We start from the raw sequence: 18,897 nt of genomic DNA, 5'->3' as shown, positions 1-18,897 counted from the left end.
GTTGCGGCGAAGCTGAACGTAACATTAGACACGGGGGCAGTGCTGGTATTGCGCCGGCATTCAATGAACTCCGCCACTGTTCTCACCTAGGGGGTTTGAACCTATGAAATCTGTTTTCCGCACCCGCCTGCTGGCGTCGACGCTGCTGATCGGCTCGTCGCTCGCGGCAGCGCCTGCCTTTGCGCAGACGACCGACGGCGATGCCGCCACCACCCAAGAAAGCGGCCCGATCGTCGTCACCGGCACGCGCATCGCGCGCCCCGACCTCGACGCGCCGAGCCCCGTCACGACCGTTTCGGCCGAGCAGATCGCGCTGACCGGTACGCAGACGCTCGAAAACCTCGTCAACGAACTGCCGCAGGTCATTCCGGGCAACACCCGCGTGTCGAACAACTCGGGCGGCGAGAATTTCGCGACCCTCGACCTGCGTGGCCTTGGCCCGGGTCGTACGCTCATCCTGCTGAATGGTGAGCGCCTGCCTCCGTCGACCACGACCGGCGTCGTCGATATCTCGCAGATCCCGGTCGGCCTGATCCAGCGCGTCGATGTGGTGACCGGCGGTGCGTCGGCCGTTTACGGTTCGGACGCGATCGCGGGCGTCGTCAACTTCATCCTGCGTGAAGACTATGAAGGCATGGAGCTGACCGGCCAGACCAACATCTCGGAGAACGGCGTTGGCTTCAACATGTCCGTTTCGGGCATGTTCGGCGGCAACTTCGCCGACGGCAAGGGCAACATCACCCTGTACGCCTCGTATTTCGATCGTGACGCGGTGGGCCAGGACAAGTTCGCCTATTCGCGCACCTCGGCTGCGATCCTGTCGGATCTGACCAACTTCACCGGTCCGTTCATCATTGCGAACAGCCCGGCGGACTATATCAACCGCCCGACCGGCTACGGCACGCTCGTTTCGGGTGGTTCGGCCACCCCGGCCTGGGGTACGATCACCACGAACACCGCGTCGAACCCGTTCAACGCGGCCGTGCTGAACACCTTCCCGGGCTTCGCCGCGGCGAACACCCCGGCGGGCTGCGGTCGTTCGACCTCGACGCTGACGTTCAACAGCGCTGGCCAGCTCTCCCCGACCTTCTCGAGCGGTGCTTGCGCTGTTCCGGACGGTCCGGAGCGCGCTTATGGTTCGAGCCGCTACAACTATGCGCCGGCGAACTATCTGATCACGCCGTATGATCGCCTGACCTTCACCGCGCTGGGCAGCTATGAGCTGGACGACGCGACGATGTTCAAGTTCTACGGCTCGTTCACTCAGGCCAACCAGCAGGTGAATCTGGCGCCGACGCCGGCGACCGGCATCGTCGTTCCGTACAACTCGCCGCTGATCCCGGCGGATCTGGCCGCGGCTCTGGCGACCCGCCCGAACCCGACCGCTCCGTTCACGATCAACCGTCGTTTCACCGAAACCGGTCCGCGTGACGGCCGCTTCAAGACCGACTCGTTCAACATCCGTGGTGTTGTGGAGCACGATCTGGGCGGTGGCTGGAACGTCAACGCCGTCGCGAGCTTCGGCCGCGTCGATAACGCGCTGCGTGGCATCGGCAACATCAACCGCACTGCGGTGACCCAGGGTCTGAACGGCTGTCCGACCGGCTCGCTGCCGGGCTGTTTGCCGATCAACATCTTCGGTCAGAATACCCTGACCCCGGCGATGGTGAACTTCGTCGTGATCGACACCCAGCAGCAGGAAACGTTCGAGCAGGTCCGCTTCGCGTCGAACCTGACCGGTGAGCTGTTCGACCTGCCGGGTGGCCCGGTCGGCGTCGCGGTCGGTGTCGAATATCGCAAGGACACCGCAGAGACCGTGGTGGATGATGGTCAGCGCACCGGCAACATCTACGGCTTCAACGCCGTGCAGCCGATCACCGGTTCGATCAACGTGAAGGAAGTGTACGGCGAAGTCCGTCTGCCGCTGCTCGGCGGAAACGGCTTCCCGGATCTCCTCGCGGTCGGCGCCGGCGCGCGTTACTCCGACTATTCGACGGTCGGCGGGCTGTTCAACTGGAAGGCCGAGGCGGAGTTCGCTCCGATCCGTCAGGTCCGCTTCCGCGGCACCTACAACCGTGCGGCGCGCGCGCCGAACGTGTTCGAGCTGTTCCAGAACGGTGACCAGGGCTTCCCGTCCTATACCGACCCCTGTAACGCGAGTAACCCGAACCGTAACGTCGCGGCCTGCTCGGCTGTGATCCCGGCGGCGGCCTTCCCGACCTTCGCCCAGATCAACTCGCAGGTTCAGGCGTTCTCGTTCGGTCAGCCCGACCTTCAGGAAGAAAAGGCCGAAACCTACACGCTCGGTGCGGTGGTTTCGCCCGGTCGTGTGCTTGGCGGTAACCTGAACATCACCGCCGACTACTACAACATCAAGGTTACCAACCGCGTCGCGGGTCTGGGTGCGTCGTACTATCTGATCGACTGCTACTCGAACAACGTCGCGGCGTCGTGCGCCCGCATCACCCGCGATCCGGCCACTGGCCAGATCACGGCGATCAACACCGGCCGTACCAACAGCGCCACGCCGCTGGTCACGTCGGGTGTCGATGTCGGCTTCGACTGGTCGATCCCGGCGTTCGGTGGTCGCGTGTACATCAGCAACCTCACCACCTATGTGGATGAGTATAAGATCGGCACGACCAACTACTCCGACACCGTGTTCTCGGGCATTGGCGGCGTGACCTTCAAATGGGGTAACACGCTGACCGCCGGCTGGCGCGGCGACAAGTTCACCGGCCAGGTCCGCTATGTGTGGCGCCAGGGTGGCCGTCAGAACTTCGTTGGTGCGGAGCTGGAGGACTACACCTCGGGCAGCGCTCGGATCCCCGACCTGAACCTGGTGAACCTGTCGCTCAGCTGGCGTCCGACCGACAATTTCGAATTCACCATGATCGCGAACAACCTGCTCGGCAAACTGCCGCCGCAGACCGCGACCGGTATCTTCGAACAGGCGAACACCAACATCAACTTCTACGACGGGTATGCGCTCGGCCGGAACTTCACCTTCCAGGCGCGTATCAAGCTCTGATCCTTACCGATCGGACGAACTTCAGGACGGCGGGGAGAAATCCCCGCCGTCTTTTTTCGTGCGTGCGGCGCGGGCGGGCAGGGGGCAGGCGAGAATGGAATATGCGCCGTTCGCACGGCGCCCTGCGGGGGCTGAGCCGATCTCGTATCTTGTGCAGGAGCGGCGGGGCGGACCGTCCCGCGGTGTGTCATGGTCCGCCGATTGTCGGCGGTTCCGGCAACGGACGACACAGCAGACACCTCGCCGCCGATCCGGCGAGAAGGAGGTGATAGTGACTTATCAAAAGCCGGGTCGTGGTCGATGGCGCGAGGCGGCCGACGACGATCGGCCGACATAGGCAAACACGGCCCTCCGCCCCGCGATCCCGGCCGGATCGCGGCCCCGGTGGTGCGCGGGCCGTGGCGATTGTCGGGCGTTTCGCCTGACCGGTGCGAATGGCGATGGATCGGCGCCTCACCCGCCGGTGGGATGCCGGGAAGGTGCGATGGAGCGTGCTGCTGGCGCTTCACCGCCCGGTCAATTTTCATGGGGAATGCAATGCGCGCACCCACTCCCCCACCGACGCCCCGGCGATCAAGGATCGTCAACGGTGGCGCAGTGACGCTCGGGCGCCGCGCCATGCCGGCGCCACGCCCGTAGCCGCGACGGTCCCGCCCCGAGCCGAAGGGTCGGCCAGCGCACGCGTCGTCGCCCCGGCCGGGAGATGAGGGACCTCACGATTCGGGCCGACCGCAATCGAGTGCCTCTCAGCCGCTCCCGCCAGACCCGACGGGCCACGGCGTAGCCATGCCCCGATCGGCCCGTTCAGCCACCGGGTTGGCGCTTCGAAATAGCGATCGCGAAAGCCGCCGGGTGGGGCGGCGGAAGTTGACCCTCCTTCATCGCCCGCGCGCGCCCCGCTGGTGGAGACTCGATCGAAGGCCAACCGCGCGCGGCGTTGCGCTCAGCCGACCGGTACGGCGTCGAACGCCATCGTCAGCCGCTCGGCATCGCCGGCAAAGGGCAGGGTGCCGTGCCACATCGAGGAGGGGAACAGGATCAGCGTCCCCTCGCGCGGGGTGATGATGCGTCGCGGCGGCAGGCCAAGGCCCAGCTCGTCCGGCGGCGCCCCGAGTTGCAAGGCGCCGGCGTGCGGCGGATCGTCGGGGTGCGCGGGGGGGAGCGCGAAATAAAAGGCCGAGCTGATCCAGCCGCGCTCATGCACATGGTTGATGTGAAAGCCCGACTGGCGCAGCCGCACCGACCAGGATCCGGTAAAGCGAAATCCCGCGCGCTTGCGGCGCAGCATCGGATGATCGCCATCGTCGGGAAGCCCGGCGATGAACCGCGCCACCGCATCCTCGACAGCCGCCCGCAGCGCCGCGATCTCCGGTTCCGGGCGATCGAACAGTGCGCCCGTCGTCTGCGTGCCATTGCGCAGTGTCTGATCGGCCGGGTGGGTGCGCGTGACATGAAGCCGGCGCAACGCGGCGGCGGTTGTGGAGACGAACGCGGCCGTGTCCGTGTCCGTGTCGCCGGGTGGGTGTGCCTCGATCTGGGCGGTGTGCGCCATATAGTCGTGCAGCCAGAATTCGCGTGGATCGCCCAGCATCCGCCATGCGGTGCCGAGATAGGCCCAGCCCAGCTGATTGTCGGGATCGTCCGCCAGCACCGCCTGCGTGCGCACCGCGGCCTCCGCCGGGTCGCCCCGCCGCAACAGATGGCGGGATGATGTGATGCGCCACAACGGCGTGCCGGACAGCGAACCTGCCGCCGCGAACGCACGATCGGCCTCGTCGATCAGGCCGCATTCGCTCGCCGCCATCGCCCGGGCGAGCTGGATCGCGGGGTCATCGCCCAGCGCGGCGCACGCCTCGCCGGTGACGGCGATCGCTGCCTCATATTGCCGAAAGCCCAGCAGCGCCGCGGCCCATGCCTCCCACACCATGCGCTCGCCCGGAAATTGGCGGGTCAACTCGGCGTAGCTTTCGAACGGATCGCGCGCGATGCCATATTCCCAGATCAGCCGCGCACGATCGCGATGGCCGGGCAGATAGGCCGGATGCTGGCGCACGAGCGCGTCGAGCGTGTCGAGCGCCGCGTCGAGTTCGCCCAGTTCGATCAGCGCAGCCGCGCGGTTGGCCAGCAGTTCGGGCGTCGCCAGCCCGCGCCGCGCAGCATCGTCATAGGCGGCAAGCGCCGCGCGCGAATCGCCCGCCGCGTTGAGCGCGATGCCAAGGTGAAGCGGCGTTGTCGCGCGGCGGGGGTCGATCGCCGCCGCCTTGCGCAGCATCGCCACCGCCTCGACATGTGTCCCGCGCGCGCGCAGGGCGTTGCCCAGGCTGACATGCGCCAGTGCCGACCCCGGCGCGATCCGACATGCGTGCCGCAAATGGGCGACCGCCGCCTCGTGATCGCCGGTCCGCGACGCCAACTGCCCCCGGTTGATCCAGGGATCGGCATGATCCGGACGCATCGCCGCGGCATCGGCAAAGGCGCGATCGGCCGCCGCATGCTCCGCCAGATCGCCCAGGATATTGCCGAGCATGTTAAGCAGGTCCGCGCTGGTCGCGCCGGCGGCGATGCCGCGTTCGATCACCGCGCGCGCGCCGGACAGGTCGCCGGCACCGCGCCGGATCATCGCCGCGAGTTGCACGACCGCCGGCTCGCGGGGGTTGCCGGCCAGCACCGGCAGCATCGCCATCGACGCGCCGGCCAGGTCCCCCGCCTGCATCCGCGCATGGATCGACTGAAGCTGCTGGGCGAGGGCGGGCGCGATCATCGCCCGACCCTCGCCGCCGCGTCCGCCGCCGTCAACCTGTGGTCAATACCAGTGCGCCGTCGCCTTCATCGACCCGGACATGCGCGCCGTCCTTCACCTCGCCGCGCAGGATCGCGTCGGCAAGCGGGTCCTGAAGGTAGCGCTGCACCGCCCGCTTGAGCGGTCGTGCGCCATAGACCGGATCATAGCCGACCCGCCCGAGCCAGTCGCGCGCCGCCTCCGTCAGGTCGATCGTGATCTTGCGATCCTTCAGCAACTTGCCCAGCCGCGCGACCTGGATATCGACGATCGGCGCCATCTCGCTCTGGCCAAGGCGGTGGAACAGCACGATCTCGTCCAGCCGGTTCAGGAATTCGGGGCGGAAATGCGCCCGGACGATCTCCATCACCTGCGGCTCGACGCTGGCGACATCCTGCCCGTCGTCGAGCTGGGTCAGGAACTGGCTGCCCAGGTTTGACGTCAGCACGATGATCGTGTTGGTGAAATCGACCGTACGGCCCTGACCGTCGGTCAGGCGCCCGTCGTCCAGCACCTGGAGCAGGATGTTGAAGACGTCGCCATGCGCCTTCTCCACCTCGTCGAACAAGACGACCTGATAGGGGCGCCGGCGCACCGCCTCGGTGAGCACGCCGCCTTCTTCATAGCCGACATAGCCGGGCGGTGCGCCGATCAGCCGCGCGACCGAGTGCTTTTCCATGAATTCGCTCATGTCGATCCGCACCATCGCGCCCGCGTCGTCGAACAGGAATTCGGCCAGCGCCTTGGTCAGTTCGGTCTTGCCGACCCCGGTCGGGCCGAGGAACAGGAAGCTGCCGAGCGGGCGGTTGGGGTCTTGCAGACCGGCGCGCGCGCGGCGCACCGCCGTTGAGACGGCCTTCACCGCCGCCTGCTGGCCGATCACCCGCTTGCCCAGCTGTTCCTCCATGGCGAGCAGCTTCTCGCGCTCGCCCTCCAGCATGCGATCGACCGGAATGCCGGTCCAGCGGCTGACGACGGCGGCGATGTCGTCGGCGGTCACCTCCTCGCGCAGCATCGCGCTGCCGGTCGATGCCTGGGCCTCTTCCAGCTGCTTGGTCAGCGCGGGAATCGTGCCATAGTTCAGCTCCGCCATCTTCGCGAGGTCGCCGGCGCGCTGCGCCTGTTCGAGTTCCAGCCGGGCCTGATCCAGCTGTTCCTTGATCTTCGCCTCACCCGCGATCTTGTCCTTTTCCGCCTGCCAGCGCTGGGTCAGCTCGGCCGATTGCTCGCCCAGATTGGCGAGTTCGGTTTCCAGATTGTCGAGCCGGTCCTTTGACGCCTGGTCGCTTTCCTTGCGCAGCGCCTCGCGCTCGATCTGCAACTGCATGATGCGGCGGTCGAGCGTCTCGATCTCCTCGGGCTTGCTTTCCACCTCCATGCGGATGCGGCTCGCCGCCTCGTCCATCAGGTCGATCGCCTTGTCGGGCAGGAAGCGGTCGGTAATGTAGCGGTTGCTGAGCGTCGCCGCCGACACGATCGCGCCGTCGGTGATCCGCACGCCATGGTGCAGCTCGTATTTTTCCTTCAGGCCACGCAGGATCGAGATCGTGTCCTCGACCGTCGGCTCGCCGACGAAAACAGGCTGAAAGCGCCGTTGGAGCGCGGGGTCCTTCTCGACATATTTGCGATATTCGTCGAGCGTGGTCGCGCCGATGCAGTGGAGCTCGCCGCGAGCGAGCGCGGGCTTGAGCAGGTTGCCAGCGTCCATCGCGCCTTCCGATTTGCCCGCGCCGATCAGCGTGTGCATCTCGTCGATGAACAGGATGATGTCGCCCTCGGCGGCCTTCACCTCGTCGAGTACGCCCTTCAGCCGCTCTTCGAACTCGCCGCGATATTTGGCGCCGGCGATCAGGCTGCCCATGTCGAGCGCCATCAGCTTGCGATCCTTCAGCGTATCGGGAACGTCGCCATTGGCGATGCGCAGCGCCAGGCCCTCGGCGATCGCGGTCTTGCCGACGCCGGGATCGCCGATCAGCACCGGATTGTTCTTGGTCCGGCGGGCGAGGATCTGGATGGTGCGCCGGATCTCCTCGTCACGGCCGATGACGGGATCAAGCTTGCCGTCCCTTGCCGCCTGGGTCAGATCGCGGGCGAACTTCTTGAGCGCGTCATACCGGTCCTCCGCGCCGGCGGTGTCGGCGGTGCGGCCGCCGCGCAGATCGTTGATCGCGCCGTTGAGTGCTTCGGCGCGCACCCCGGCGGCGGCGAGCGCGCGTCCCGCCGCTGTCGTGCCGGCGAGCACCAGCGCGAGCAGCAGCCGTTCGACGGTAACGAAACTGTCCCCCGCCTTCTGCGCGATCTGTTCGGCCGAATCGAGCACGCGCACGGCGTCATTGTCCAGTCCCGGCGCCTGTTGCGCCCCGCTGCCGGACACCGCCGGGATCTTGGCCAGCGCGGCATCGGTCTCCGCAAGCGCGCGCTTGGCGTCGCCCCCGGCGGCCTGGATCAGGCCCGAGGCCATGCCCTGTTCGTCCTCCAGCAGCGCCTTCAGCAGATGCTCGGGCGTGATCCGCTGGTGGTTCATGCGGATCGCGACGGTCTGCGCCGACTGGAGGAAACCCTTGGCGCGGTCGGTGAATTTCTCGAGGTTCATGTGCGTCCTGTTGCCTTTCATGGCGCGAGGTAGTGTTGCATTTCTGCAACACAAGGGGTCGGCGGCGGATCGGTGGCAAAAAGATGTGCGCCGATGCTGCCGCGCCCTGGGTCGAGAGGCAAGTGCGGCCTGGAGCAGCTGTCGGTTGCGCGGCGCCACGGGGGCGGTATGCTGCCGGCTTCGTACCCAGTCCAAGTCCGGAACCCCCGCACATGAAACCAGTTCTTGCCAGCCTGACCGCGCTCGCGGTCGTGCTCACCGCGCCCGTTCACGCCCAGCAGGCGCCGAAGCCGGTGCCGGTGGCGCAGCTCGTGAAGCAGGTCGATATCCCGTATGAGGAATTCCGGCTGGAAAACGGGCTGCGCGTCATCGTCCATACCGATCGCAAGGCGCCGATCGTCGGCGTTTCGGTGTGGTACAATGTCGGATCGAAGCATGAGCCAAAGGGCAAGACGGGCTTTGCCCATCTGTTCGAACATCTGATGTTCAACGGTTCGGAAAACTCCCCCGGCGAGTTTTTCGAGCCGCTCAAGGAAGTCGGCGCGACCGATTACAACGGCACCACCAATGCCGACCGCACCAATTATTTCCAGACCGTCCCGCGCGCCGCGCTCGATCGTGCGCTGTTCCTGGAGAGCGACCGGATGGGCTATCTGCTCGGCGCGGTGACGCAGGCAAAGGTCGATGAGCAGCGCGGCGTCGTCCAGAACGAAAAGCGACAGGGCGACAACCAGCCCTATGGCCTGTTGCGCTACAAGATCAGCGAGGGCCTGTATCCCGAGGGCCATCCCTATCACCACTCGACGATCGGTTCGATGGCGGACCTGGACGCCGCCAGCCTGGAGGACGTGAAGACCTGGTTCCGCACCTATTACGGGCCGAACAACGCGGTGCTGGTGCTGGCCGGCGATATCGACGCGAAGACCGCGCGGCCGCTGGTCGAGAAATATTTCGGGGCGATCCCGCGCGGGCCGCAGACGGTCGACCCAAAGATCGACGTGCCGACACTGGCCGCGCCCAAGGCAGAGGTGATGAAGGACCGCGTCGCGGTCACCCGCATCTATCGCATGTGGGCGGTGCCGGGCGTGCGCAGCCAGGATTCGACCGTGCTGGACGCATCGCTGGGCGTACTCGGCGGCCTTGCGAGTTCGCGGCTCGACAATATCCTGGTCAAGAAGGAACGGCTGGCGGTCAATGTCGGTGCGTTCAACCAGTCGCTGGCGCAGGCCGGCAACGTGATCATCTCGATGGACGTGCGTCCCGGCGTCGATCCGGCGGTGGCGGCAAAGCGGCTGGACGAGATCATTGCCGACTATATCAAGACCGGCCCCACCGCCGACGAACTGGAACGCTACAAGACGCGCACCGCCTCGTCGCGCATCCGCGGCCTGGAATCGGTCGGCGGGTTCGGGGGCAAGGCGGTGACGCTGGCGTCCGGCGCGCTCTACATGAACGACCCCGGTTTCTATAAGAAGGAGCTGGCGTGGCTGGCGGCGGTGACGCCCGATCAGGCGCGTGAGGTGACCGCGAAATGGCTGTCCCGCCCGGTCTATGCGCTGACCGTCGAGCCGGGCCCCCGCGCCGCCTATGCCGAAGCGGCGCGGCCGGAAAAGGCAAAGGCCGCGGACGATGTGGTCAAGGGAACGCGCGGCCCGCTGCCGGGCGTCGGCCCGATCAGCGACATCGATTTCCCGAAGGTCACGCGCACCCGGTTGTCGAACGGGATCGAGCTGGTCTACGCCCATCGCGCCGCGGTGCCGGTGACCCAGGCGATCCTGAGCTTCGATGCCGGCGTCGCGTCGGACGTGCCGAGCGCGCTGGGTACGCAAGGCATGGCGCTGGGCCTTCTTGATGAAGGGACGACCACGCGCGATTCGGTACAGATCGCCGAGGCGCAGGAGCGGCTGGGCGCCGGGATCGGTGCCGGCAGCTCGCCCGATCGCGCCTATGTGTCGATGTTCACCCCCAGCCCCAATCTGGCCGGCTCGCTCGAGCTGATGGCGGACATCACCCGCCATCCCAGCTTCCCCGCCGAAGAGGTCGAGCGGGTGCGCACCCAGATGCTGGCCGGAATCAAGCAGATTCGCGCCAATCCCAACGGGCTGGCGCAGATGGCGATGCCGTCGCTGCTGTTCGGCGATGCCTCTCCCTATGCCAAGACCGCCGCGCTGGGCGGCGACGAGGCGGCGGTGGCGAAGCTGACCCGCGACGACCTGATCGCCTATTACAAGGCGTGGATCCGGCCGGACAAGGCGAAGATCTTCGTCGTGTCGGATCGCCCGCTCGACGAGATCAAGGCCGCGTTCGAGGCACGGTTCGGCGACTGGAAGGGCGAGGGCGCGCCGGGCGTGAAGAGCTTCGCGGCAAGGCCGCAACAGGCCACGCCCAGGATCCTGCTGATCGACCGGCCGGATTCGCCGCAATCGCTGATCTATGCCGGACAGATGACGCCGGTCGATCCGTTCGCCGATCCGGTCGCGCTGGGGACCGCCAGCGAGGTGCTGGGCGGCGACTTCCTGTCGCGCATCAACATGAACCTGCGGGAGGACAAGAGCTGGTCCTATGGCGCGCGCGGCGGCATCTCGCGGTACGAGCATGCCGTGCCGTTCACGATCAGCGCGCCGGTCCAGGCCGACAAGACCGGCCCTGCGATCGCCGAAATCCAGCGTGAGGTGCGCGACTATCTGACCGGGAAGGGCGTGACGAAGGTCGAGTTCGATCGTTCGGTGACCGGCAGCATCCGCAAGATGGCCGGGCAATATGAAACGGCCGGCGCGGTGCTGGGCGCGATGCAGGGGAACGACTTCATGCGGCGCCCCGACGACTGGCAGTCGCAGCTGCCGAAAAAATATCGCGCGCTCACCATGGCGCAGGTTGACGCTGCGGCACGCGGGGCGATCGACCCGAAACGCTTCGTCTGGGTGGTTGTGGGCGACGCCGCCAAGGTCCGGCCACAGCTTGACAGCCTCGGCCTGCCTGTCGAGGTGGTGAAACCCGAGTCCGTCGGGATCGCGTCGAAGCCGGCGGCGAACTAGGTTCAATCGATCACAGGAGAGACAATCATGGCGAATGTCGATGGCAGCTGGGACACGGTGACCCACAGCCCGATGGGCGATCAGAAGGCGACGCTGACGGTCGAAAGCGCCGGCGATGGCTTCACCGGCACTTATTCGGGCGCGATGGGGACGACCGAGATCAAGAACGGCAAGGTCGATGGCGACAAGCTGTCCTGGTCGCTCGACATCAGCGTGCCGATGCCGATGACGCTGACCTGCGAAGCGACCGTCGATGGCGATGCGATCAAGGGAACCGTGACCGCGGGCGCGTTCGGCAGCTTTCCGATGGAAGGCACGCGCGCCTGAATCATCCACGCCTGGCGTGAAACGGAGCGCGCGCCCTTCATCGGAAAGGGCGCGCGCTTCGCGTTTTTTGGGGCTGGTTTTCGATTGAGAAACCGGGCGCCGATTGCCGAGTGCGATCGGCCACTTCACCATCGCCCGGGGCGAGTTCGTTGACGATCGCAGCCCAACAAGGTGCGGCGGCACATGAATCTGGGACGGCATGGCGCCGTCGCGGCTGAGCAGGCGCGCGCGAGGATCACCGATCCCGGTGGGGTCATCCACAAGGCGAAAGGGGGCGGGCTGGTCGCTTGAGTGGATTCTTGCGTGGTCGGTTTTCCTCGATCCTGAGATCGGTTGTCGTGCCATATTTATATGTGTAATTAGGGGTGACCGGGCGCACCTTCGCTGAGTCCGCACGCTCAGGAGGCGCACGATCCGCTAATGGCCATCTTGTCACTTCACTACCGCATGCCGGAGGACGGCACGTTCGATTTCGATTATTATACTTCCGAACATCTCCGGTTGGTGCAACGGATCTGGGGACCGCTTCTCACACAGGTACAGGTGCTGAAGGGCGTCGCCGCCCCGGGATCGCAGGCCAACCCGGACTTTGCTCTGATTACTCTTCTGCACTTCGCTTCGGACGCGGACCTCACCTCCGCGCTGGCGCATCCCGAGGCCGGTTCGCTACAGCAAGACATCGCCAATTTCTCGCCTGTCCTGCCGGCGATGCAGTTCAATAGCGAGCTCGCCGGCTGATGGCTGGAGAAGCGAGGAAGGTCATCTATGGCAGGGGAAGACGGGTATGACCGGACCGCTCGCCGGTGTCAGGATTATTGAGTTCGCGGGAATCGGTCCAGGCCCGTTCGCTGCGATGATGTTGGCCGATCATGGCGCAGAGGTCATCCGTGTCGAGCGGCCTCAGGATTTGACTGAAGACGCGATCGCCATTCGTCGCAAGGATGTGACGCTACGTTCGCGCCGCTTTGTCGCCATCGATCTCAAAGACGAAAAAGGCGCGGCGCAGGTTCGCGATCTGATCGCTGAAGCGGATGGCCTGATCGAAGGCTTTCGACCCGGAGTTATGGAGCGGTTGGGTCTCGGCCCGGATGTGGCGCTCTCCCTCAATCCGCGCCTCGTTTACGGAAGGATGACGGGCTGGGGGCAGACGGGACCCTATGCCGCCGCCGCCGGTCACGACATCAATTATATCGCTCTTTCCGGCGCGCTCCACAGTTTCGGCAGGGCCGGCGGCAAGCCGACGCCTCCGCTCAACATGGTAGGTGATTTCGGAGGCGGTGGCATGATGCTCGCCTTCGGTATGGTAAGCGCGTTGCTCCGCGCGCGGGAGGCCGGACAAGGCCAGGTTATCGACTGTGCCATGACCGATGGCTCGGCAGCGTTGATGAGTGCCATCTGGAGCATGCTCGCGGCCGGCCTGTGGCGCGACGAGCGCGGTGCCAACCTCCTCGATACCGGCGCGCATTTCTACGACAGCTATGAAACGCGTGACGGAAAATTCATCGCATTGGGATCGATTGAACCCAAATTCTACGCGCAGTTGCGCGAGAAAGCGGGCCTGGCCGGTGCCGAATGGGATGATCATATGGACGCCGCCCGCTGGCCCCGGCTCAAGGCGGAGCTCGCGGCCGTCATAGCCACGCGAACGCGCGACGAATGGTGCGAGTTGCTCGAGTATGGCGATGCGTGTTTCGCGCCGGTTCTGTCGATGACCGAAGCGCCGAAGCATCCTCACAATGCCGGCCGCCGGACCTTCCTCGAGATCGACGGCGTCGTCCAGCCCGCACCGGCCCCGCGCTTTTCCCTGAGCGAGGCGGCCGCACCGACGATGTGGGACGGCGCCGTCGCGACCGATGCCATCTTCTCGCCCAGGCCCGGAACGACGCACGGCTGAACACCGAAAACCTACCCCGACACCATTACCAGACAGGAAACCGACATGACGGAAGCATGGATTATCGACGCGGTGCGGACGCCGCGCGGTATCGGCAAGGTTGGCAAGGGCGCATTGGCCAATCTCCACCCGCAGGTCCTCGCGGCGACAGTGCTTGAGGCGATCGTCACGCGCAATGATCTCGACAGCGCGACCATCGATGACGTGATTTGGGGAACCAGCGCTCAACGCGGGCCACAGGGTAATGACTTGGCCCGGATGAGCTTGCTCGATGCCGGCTACGACACGCGCGTCAGCGGCGTGACCCTAGACCGCTTCTGCGGTTCGGGCATCACCGCGGTCAATTTCGCTACCGGCATGGTGATGGCGGGACTCGAAGAGGCGATCGTCGCGGGGGGGACCGAAATGATGTCACTGACCGCAACCATGGCGGCTGAGGACGCAGCACGGGGAGCGCCGCCCGTGATGATGGACGCCGGCAACCTGCGGCTTCGCGCGCGGCACCCGCAATCGCACCAGGGGGTCTGCGCCGATGCGATCGCGACGATCGAGGGTATCGCGCGCGAGGAACTCGACGCGCTTGCATTGGAAAGCCAGAAGCGGACCGCGACGGCGATTGCGGAAGATCGGTTCGCGCGCAGTCTGATACCCGTTCTTCACGCCGACGGAAGTGTGGCGCTGGACCGCGATGAATTTCCCCGTCCCGGTACCACTGCCGAGGGCTTGGCCGCGCTTCGCCCCTCCTTCGCGGCGATCGCCGACATCCCGCTCGCGGAGGACGGAGCGACCTATCGTTCGATGATCGCTGCGCGTTATCCCGATCTCACTATCGAGCACAGCCACCATGCCGGCAACAGCTCGGGCGTGGTCGATGGCGCCGCGGCGTTGCTGGTTACCTCGCCTGCTTATGCCCGGCGGCATGGTCTCAAGCCTCGCGCGCGCGTCGTCGCCATGGCCAATGTCGGCGACTGCCCCACATTGATGCTCAACGCTCCCGTTCCGGCTGCGCGCAAGGCGCTCGCCAAAGCCGGTCTCTCCGTGGAAGACATCGATCTTTGGGAAATCAACGAAGCCTTTGCCGTCGTCACCGAGAAGTTCATTCGCGATCTCGATCTCGATCGGTCACGGGTCAACGTCAACGGCGGCGCGATCGCGCTCGGCCATCCGATCGGCGCCACCGGCGCGATCCTTATCGGCACGCTGCTGGACGAGCTCGAGCGTCGCGATCTGAAGCGCGGGCTGGTGACGATGTGCGCCGCCGGCGGTATGGCGCCAGCAATCATCGTCGAGCGCATATAGAGGGGATGCCGGCTCAGGCGTGTCAGAAGGTGATGCTTTCCGCTTGGAACTCACGCGTCAGCTATCGAAAGCGTGTTTGTCCGCAAGCGGGCGCGGACGGCAGGCACGCCCGGGACCGGGCTTGAAGGGTCTGCACAGCCGAAGGCAACGCCGACACGAGCTTGCCGAACAGGAGCTTGAGGGAGGCCGAAATGCCGAGCGCCTCATCCCGGCCCGGCATTGATGGCTGATCGATCCATGCGCGCAGGACGTGAGCCCGTGCGCCGCGATCGTCAGCACGAGCGACTGGGCGTACATGCCGACATCGGCGGCTCTGCGCTACCCCGCCCAGTCCGGCACGAAGATCGGCGCTGCATGGCGCGTGTTGCGCCGGACGCGACATGCACCCCCGGGCTGGAAGCAGCGCTCGGGCGGCCGTGAAGATCGGTTCCGGAAGCGCCGCGGGGACCGGGCCGGGCAGGAACGCGCGAACCGGATGACGTACCCGCGGGAGACGATGGAACGCCCCGCTATCCATGAATGCCCCTCTCAAGCCTCGCAGGATCGAAAGCCCCGGGCTGTGGTCAGGCGGATTCTCCGTCGGCCAGCACTCCTTTCAGGAGAATGGTCACCACCTGGTCGATATATTGGCGCTTCAGCGCCTCATCGACATTGTCGATCCCGTAGCAATAATGAAGCGACACGCGCGACGAGAAGAGATGATCGCACATGCCGATCACGTTGAAATAGAGGAGCTTGGGATCTATGTCGCGAAACTCGCCCAGTTCGCGCCCTTCGCGCACCACCACTTCGTAGAAGTTCGCGATCGGCTTCAGGAATCGGTCGGCGATCTTCTGCCGCTCCGTTTCGCTGCCTTCCTGTAGCAGCTTGATCATCAGGCGGCTCAGATAGGGATAGGTATGATACGTGTTGATCAGACCGGCAAGATGATAGCGCAGCTTTTTCGACGGCCTGATGTTCATCGCCAGCAGATGATCGAGCTCGGCGAGGCTCGGTTCGGTATCGCGCTCGAGGAGCGCGCGTAGAAGCCCGTCCTTACCCTTGAAATAATAGCGCACCAAAGCTGCGTTGAGGCCGGTGTGCGCGGCGATATCGGCCAGCGGCACATGGAGATCGTCGGCATCGCGCATGAGGACGCTGGTCGCTTCCAGGAGCCTCGCGCGGCCGGCACCGCGCTCCTCGTCCGCTTGCTCGCCTCCGTTATGCTGTTGCAGATTTGGTTTCCGGCCCGCCATCATGGTCCCTTAATCATATGATGAGGGAGCATATCCGTTCCCACCACCGATGGCAAAGCGGCAATATCCGTCGGGAAGACCATCCGCTCGGGCCTGTCCAGTCGCCGTTGCGCTGCTCAGGCGAGGCTCGCTTTCAACGCAGCGACGAAGCGGTCCTTGAGGATGGCGAGCGCGCCTGCGGTCATCGCCTTTTCCTCGATCAGGTCACGGCCGATCGCGAGTCCCTGCGTTGCGCTGATCAGCAGGTAGATTTCATGGAGGAGCCGGGGAAGATTCGAAATCTCGAACTGTTCGGCGACCGACACCACCTTGCTCGTGGTCAGCGCGTTGACGGTCGCCATGGCACCCTTGAGGCCATCCTCGAGCACTGGATCCCAGCGACTGGCCAACTGGATCTCGGTGAACGCGCGGGCTGGCAGGTCGGTCTGCACACGCCAGAGGATGTTGGGGAAATCCAGCAGGCCCTTGAGCAGATCGCCATGTCGGGTGATTCCCGCTTCGACGGCGACCAGCATGCGGTTCATGGCCTCATGCGCCGTGGCCACCATGAGCAGGTCGCGTGTAGGAAATTGATGCAGCAAAGACCCGCGCGAGACGCCGGCATCGTCGAGGATGGCTTGCGTGGTGGTCGCGCCATAGCCGTGGAGCGCGGTCAATTTGATCGCGCTGGACAGAAGGATATCACGCATGGCCTGGCCGCGCCTGGTCTTGGCGCCCGTCGCAGGTGCGACTATCGCGGCCCCTTTATCCGTCACGCAAGGCTCCCGATCACGCTGGTCGAGCGATACCAGTGCCGAAATTTCGGGTGCTCGTCCATCATTTCGCTCGGGGCGACCGGGCAACGGTTTTCGGCCGTCCCCCGGCACGCTTGGGTCGTTCGCGGGGATCAGCTTTTCGAAAATTCGACGCCCTCGAAATCGCCCTTTGCGACCCATTGCTGCATGAGCGCAAAATAGGCGTGCGCGCCGGCACCGTAGCCAAAGCCCTGAGCGGCCTCCTGCGTCAGCTTGCCTTCCAGGTTATAATAGCCTGGGGTGCATTGCTCGAAGAAGGGAACGAGATTGGCGGCGACCTCGCCGCAATGCGCCACCCATCCATCCTCGGCATCCTGCGTCGCTTCGATCACCGGAAGGTCGGCCTTGCGCGCATGATCGACGATGGCGGCGATGGTTTTGGCGCCTTCGGCGAGCCCATGGCAGAAATTCGCGGGAAGTGCCGCCTGCGCATTCTGGTGGATGAAGAGGTTCGGGAAACCGTGAACCTGAAGGCCATGGAAGGTCGAAAAGCCCTTCGCCCATTTGGCCTGGAGCGATTGCCCGTCCCGCCCGATGAAATCATAGCCCGCGCGCTTCACGAAGTCGGTACCGACCTCGAAGCCCGAGGCGAAGATGATGCAATCGACCGGATAGTCGATGCCGGCAACGCGGACGCCGGTCTCGGTGATCGCCTCGACACCGTGGCCGTCGGTATCGACCAGCGTCACATTGTCGCGGTTGAAGGTTTCGAGATAGCCATCGTGGAAGACCGGCCGCTTGCAAAAGCGCCGATACCAGGGCTTCAATGCCTCTGCTGTTGCCGGATCCTGGACGATGGCATCGATGCGCGCGCGAATCTCGTTCATCTTCTCGGCGTCGGCTATGTCGGCGGCTCGCACCAGCGTTGCCATCATGTCCTCGCCGCCTGGGGCAGCGGCCGCCGCCGCGGCGATCTTGGTGAAGAGGAAGGTCCAGCCGTCGTTGATGAGGTCCTTCGCCGCCATGCCGCCGGAGGTCAGCGTCGTGAAATTTTCGACGATTTCCTGATGCCAACCGGGTTCGAGCGACGCGACCCAATCGGGATCGGTCGCCGCCTCCTGACGCACATCGACGCCTGACGGCGTGCGCTGGAAGACGGTCAGGTGCGCCGCATATTCACCCAGCGGCGGGATGCACTGAATGCCGGTGGCGCCGGTGCCGATGATCGCGACACGCTTGTCGGAGAGCTTCGTCATCGGCTCACCTTCGGGCGTGCCGCCCGTATAGTCATAGTCCCACCGGCTGGCGAGAAAGCTATGCCCCTTGAAGCTCGCAATGCCGGGAATACCGGGCAGCTTCGGCTTGGAGATGGGGCCGTTGGCCGCAATCAGATAGCGGGCGAATATGGTGTCGCCCTGATCGGTCGAGACCCGCCACATCCCGCGATCCTCGAGCCACTCGACGCGGGTGACGCCAGTGTGGAACAGACCCTTGTCACGCAGGGACCAATGATCGACGATGCGCTGCGCATGCTGCCAGATCTCGGTACCCGACGCGTAGTTGCGCGGCGGCATATAACCCGTCTCTTCCAGGAGCGGCAGATAGACATAGGACTTCATATCGCAGGCAAGGCCCGGATAGCGGTTCCAGTACCAAGTACCCCCGAAATCGCCCGCCCGATCGATCAGGACGACATCCTCGATGCCGATCTCCTTCAAGCGAACCGCCGTCAGGATGCCGCCGAAGCCCGCGCCGATGATCGCGGCCTCGACCTCGCGTTCGATCGGCGCCCGCTCGACCCGCTTGCTGTAGGGATCGTCGAGGAAGGAGGCAAACTGGCCTTCGGTCTCGATATATTGGCCGATACCATCCTTGCGCAGGCGCTTGTCGCGCTCTTCGAGATATTTACGGTTCAGTGCGTCGAGATCGATGGTTTGCGGGGACGCCATAGCTTGGGTTCCTCTCCCGTC

11 protein-coding genes are annotated in these 18,897 nt (G+C 65.3%); 6 read left to right on the top strand and 5 right to left on the bottom strand.

What is annotated here, in order from left to right:
* Window positions 1-103 precede the first annotated feature (103 nt).
* Complete coding sequence (locus tag KF783_RS03000) at window positions 104-3,031, top strand: TonB-dependent receptor (RefSeq protein ID WP_294076456.1); 2,928 nt, start codon at window positions 104-106, stop codon at window positions 3,029-3,031.
* A 943-nt stretch (window positions 3,032-3,974) separates the two neighbouring features.
* On the opposite strand, the gene KF783_RS02995 is transcribed toward KF783_RS03000, so the two are convergent.
* Window positions 3,975-5,792: a putative 2OG-Fe(II) oxygenase gene (locus KF783_RS02995; protein WP_294076455.1), complete on the bottom strand. Its 1,818-nt coding sequence runs from the start codon at window positions 5,790-5,792 to the stop codon at window positions 3,975-3,977.
* 31 nt (window positions 5,793-5,823) lie between these two features.
* A complete protein-coding gene (clpB, locus tag KF783_RS02990) occupies window positions 5,824-8,403 on the bottom strand; it encodes an ATP-dependent chaperone ClpB (protein WP_294076453.1) in 2,580 nt (859 codons plus the stop codon).
* A 212-nt stretch (window positions 8,404-8,615) separates the two neighbouring features.
* Here clpB and KF783_RS02985 point away from each other — a divergent pair, with 212 nt between their 5' ends.
* The 5 genes from KF783_RS02985 to KF783_RS02965 all read left to right on the top strand — a co-directional run bounded on the left by KF783_RS02985 (window position 8,616) and on the right by KF783_RS02965 (window position 14,958).
* Window positions 8,616-11,438, top strand: coding sequence for a pitrilysin family protein (locus KF783_RS02985; protein WP_294076451.1), 2,823 nt, complete (start codon window positions 8,616-8,618; stop codon window positions 11,436-11,438).
* Window positions 11,439-11,465: 27 nt separating this feature from the next.
* A complete protein-coding gene (locus KF783_RS02980; RefSeq protein ID WP_294076449.1) occupies window positions 11,466-11,765 on the top strand; it encodes a hypothetical protein in 300 nt (99 codons plus the stop codon).
* 420 nt (window positions 11,766-12,185) lie between these two features.
* Window positions 12,186-12,503: an EthD family reductase gene (locus KF783_RS02975; RefSeq protein ID WP_294076447.1), complete on the top strand. Its 318-nt coding sequence runs from the start codon at window positions 12,186-12,188 to the stop codon at window positions 12,501-12,503.
* Between the two features lie 46 nt (window positions 12,504-12,549).
* Entirely contained in the window at window positions 12,550-13,659 is a 1,110-nt protein-coding gene (locus KF783_RS02970; protein ID WP_294076445.1) for a CaiB/BaiF CoA-transferase family protein, read from the top strand.
* A 45-nt stretch (window positions 13,660-13,704) separates the two neighbouring features.
* Window positions 13,705-14,958: an acetyl-CoA C-acetyltransferase gene (locus tag KF783_RS02965; protein ID WP_294076443.1), complete on the top strand. Its 1,254-nt coding sequence runs from the start codon at window positions 13,705-13,707 to the stop codon at window positions 14,956-14,958.
* Between the two features lie 563 nt (window positions 14,959-15,521).
* Here KF783_RS02965 and KF783_RS02960 read toward each other — a convergent pair.
* The 3 genes from KF783_RS02960 to KF783_RS02950 all read right to left on the bottom strand — a co-directional run bounded on the left by KF783_RS02960 (window position 15,522) and on the right by KF783_RS02950 (window position 18,876).
* Window positions 15,522-16,088, bottom strand: a complete 567-nt coding sequence (locus KF783_RS02960; RefSeq protein ID WP_294076442.1) for a TetR family transcriptional regulator — start codon at window positions 16,086-16,088, stop codon at window positions 15,522-15,524.
* A 221-nt stretch (window positions 16,089-16,309) separates the two neighbouring features.
* Window positions 16,310-16,948, bottom strand: a complete 639-nt coding sequence (locus KF783_RS02955; RefSeq protein WP_294076440.1) for a TetR/AcrR family transcriptional regulator — start codon at window positions 16,946-16,948, stop codon at window positions 16,310-16,312.
* Between the two features lie 131 nt (window positions 16,949-17,079).
* The gene (locus KF783_RS02950; RefSeq protein WP_294076439.1) at window positions 17,080-18,876 is read right to left on the bottom strand and encodes an NAD(P)/FAD-dependent oxidoreductase; all 1,797 of its coding nucleotides are present in this window, start codon (window positions 18,874-18,876) and stop codon (window positions 17,080-17,082) included.
* Window positions 18,877-18,897 lie beyond the last annotated feature (21 nt).

The sequence above is a fragment of the Sphingomonas sp. genome, assembly GCF_019635455.1.
Classification (GTDB): Bacteria; Pseudomonadota; Alphaproteobacteria; order Sphingomonadales; family Sphingomonadaceae; genus Sphingomonas.
The sequence above is the reverse complement of the archived record's forward strand: the minus strand, read 5'-3'. Positions and strand labels throughout refer to the sequence as shown.

Bases quoted from the DNA above. Each gene is read 5' to 3' on its own strand.
- clpB (WP_294076453.1), bottom strand. From the start codon at position 8,403: ATGAACCTCGAGAAATTCACCGACCGCGCCAAGGGTTTCCTCCAGTCG.
- KF783_RS02995 (WP_294076455.1), bottom strand. From the start codon at position 5,792: ATGATCGCGCCCGCCCTCGCCCAGCAGCTTCAGTCGATCCATGCGCGG.
- KF783_RS02950 (WP_294076439.1), bottom strand. From the start codon at position 18,876: ATGGCGTCCCCGCAAACCATCGATCTCGACGCACTGAACCGTAAATAT.
- KF783_RS02965 (WP_294076443.1), top strand. From the start codon at position 13,705: ATGACGGAAGCATGGATTATCGACGCGGTGCGGACGCCGCGCGGTATC.
- KF783_RS02985 (WP_294076451.1), top strand. From the start codon at position 8,616: ATGAAACCAGTTCTTGCCAGCCTGACCGCGCTCGCGGTCGTGCTCACC.
- KF783_RS02980 (WP_294076449.1), top strand. From the start codon at position 11,466: ATGGCGAATGTCGATGGCAGCTGGGACACGGTGACCCACAGCCCGATG.
- KF783_RS03000 (WP_294076456.1), top strand. From the start codon at position 104: ATGAAATCTGTTTTCCGCACCCGCCTGCTGGCGTCGACGCTGCTGATC.
- KF783_RS02960 (WP_294076442.1), bottom strand. From the start codon at position 16,088: ATGCGCGATGCCGACGATCTCCATGTGCCGCTGGCCGATATCGCCGCG.
- KF783_RS02970 (WP_294076445.1), top strand. From the start codon at position 12,550: ATGACCGGACCGCTCGCCGGTGTCAGGATTATTGAGTTCGCGGGAATC.
- KF783_RS02975 (WP_294076447.1), top strand. From the start codon at position 12,186: ATGGCCATCTTGTCACTTCACTACCGCATGCCGGAGGACGGCACGTTC.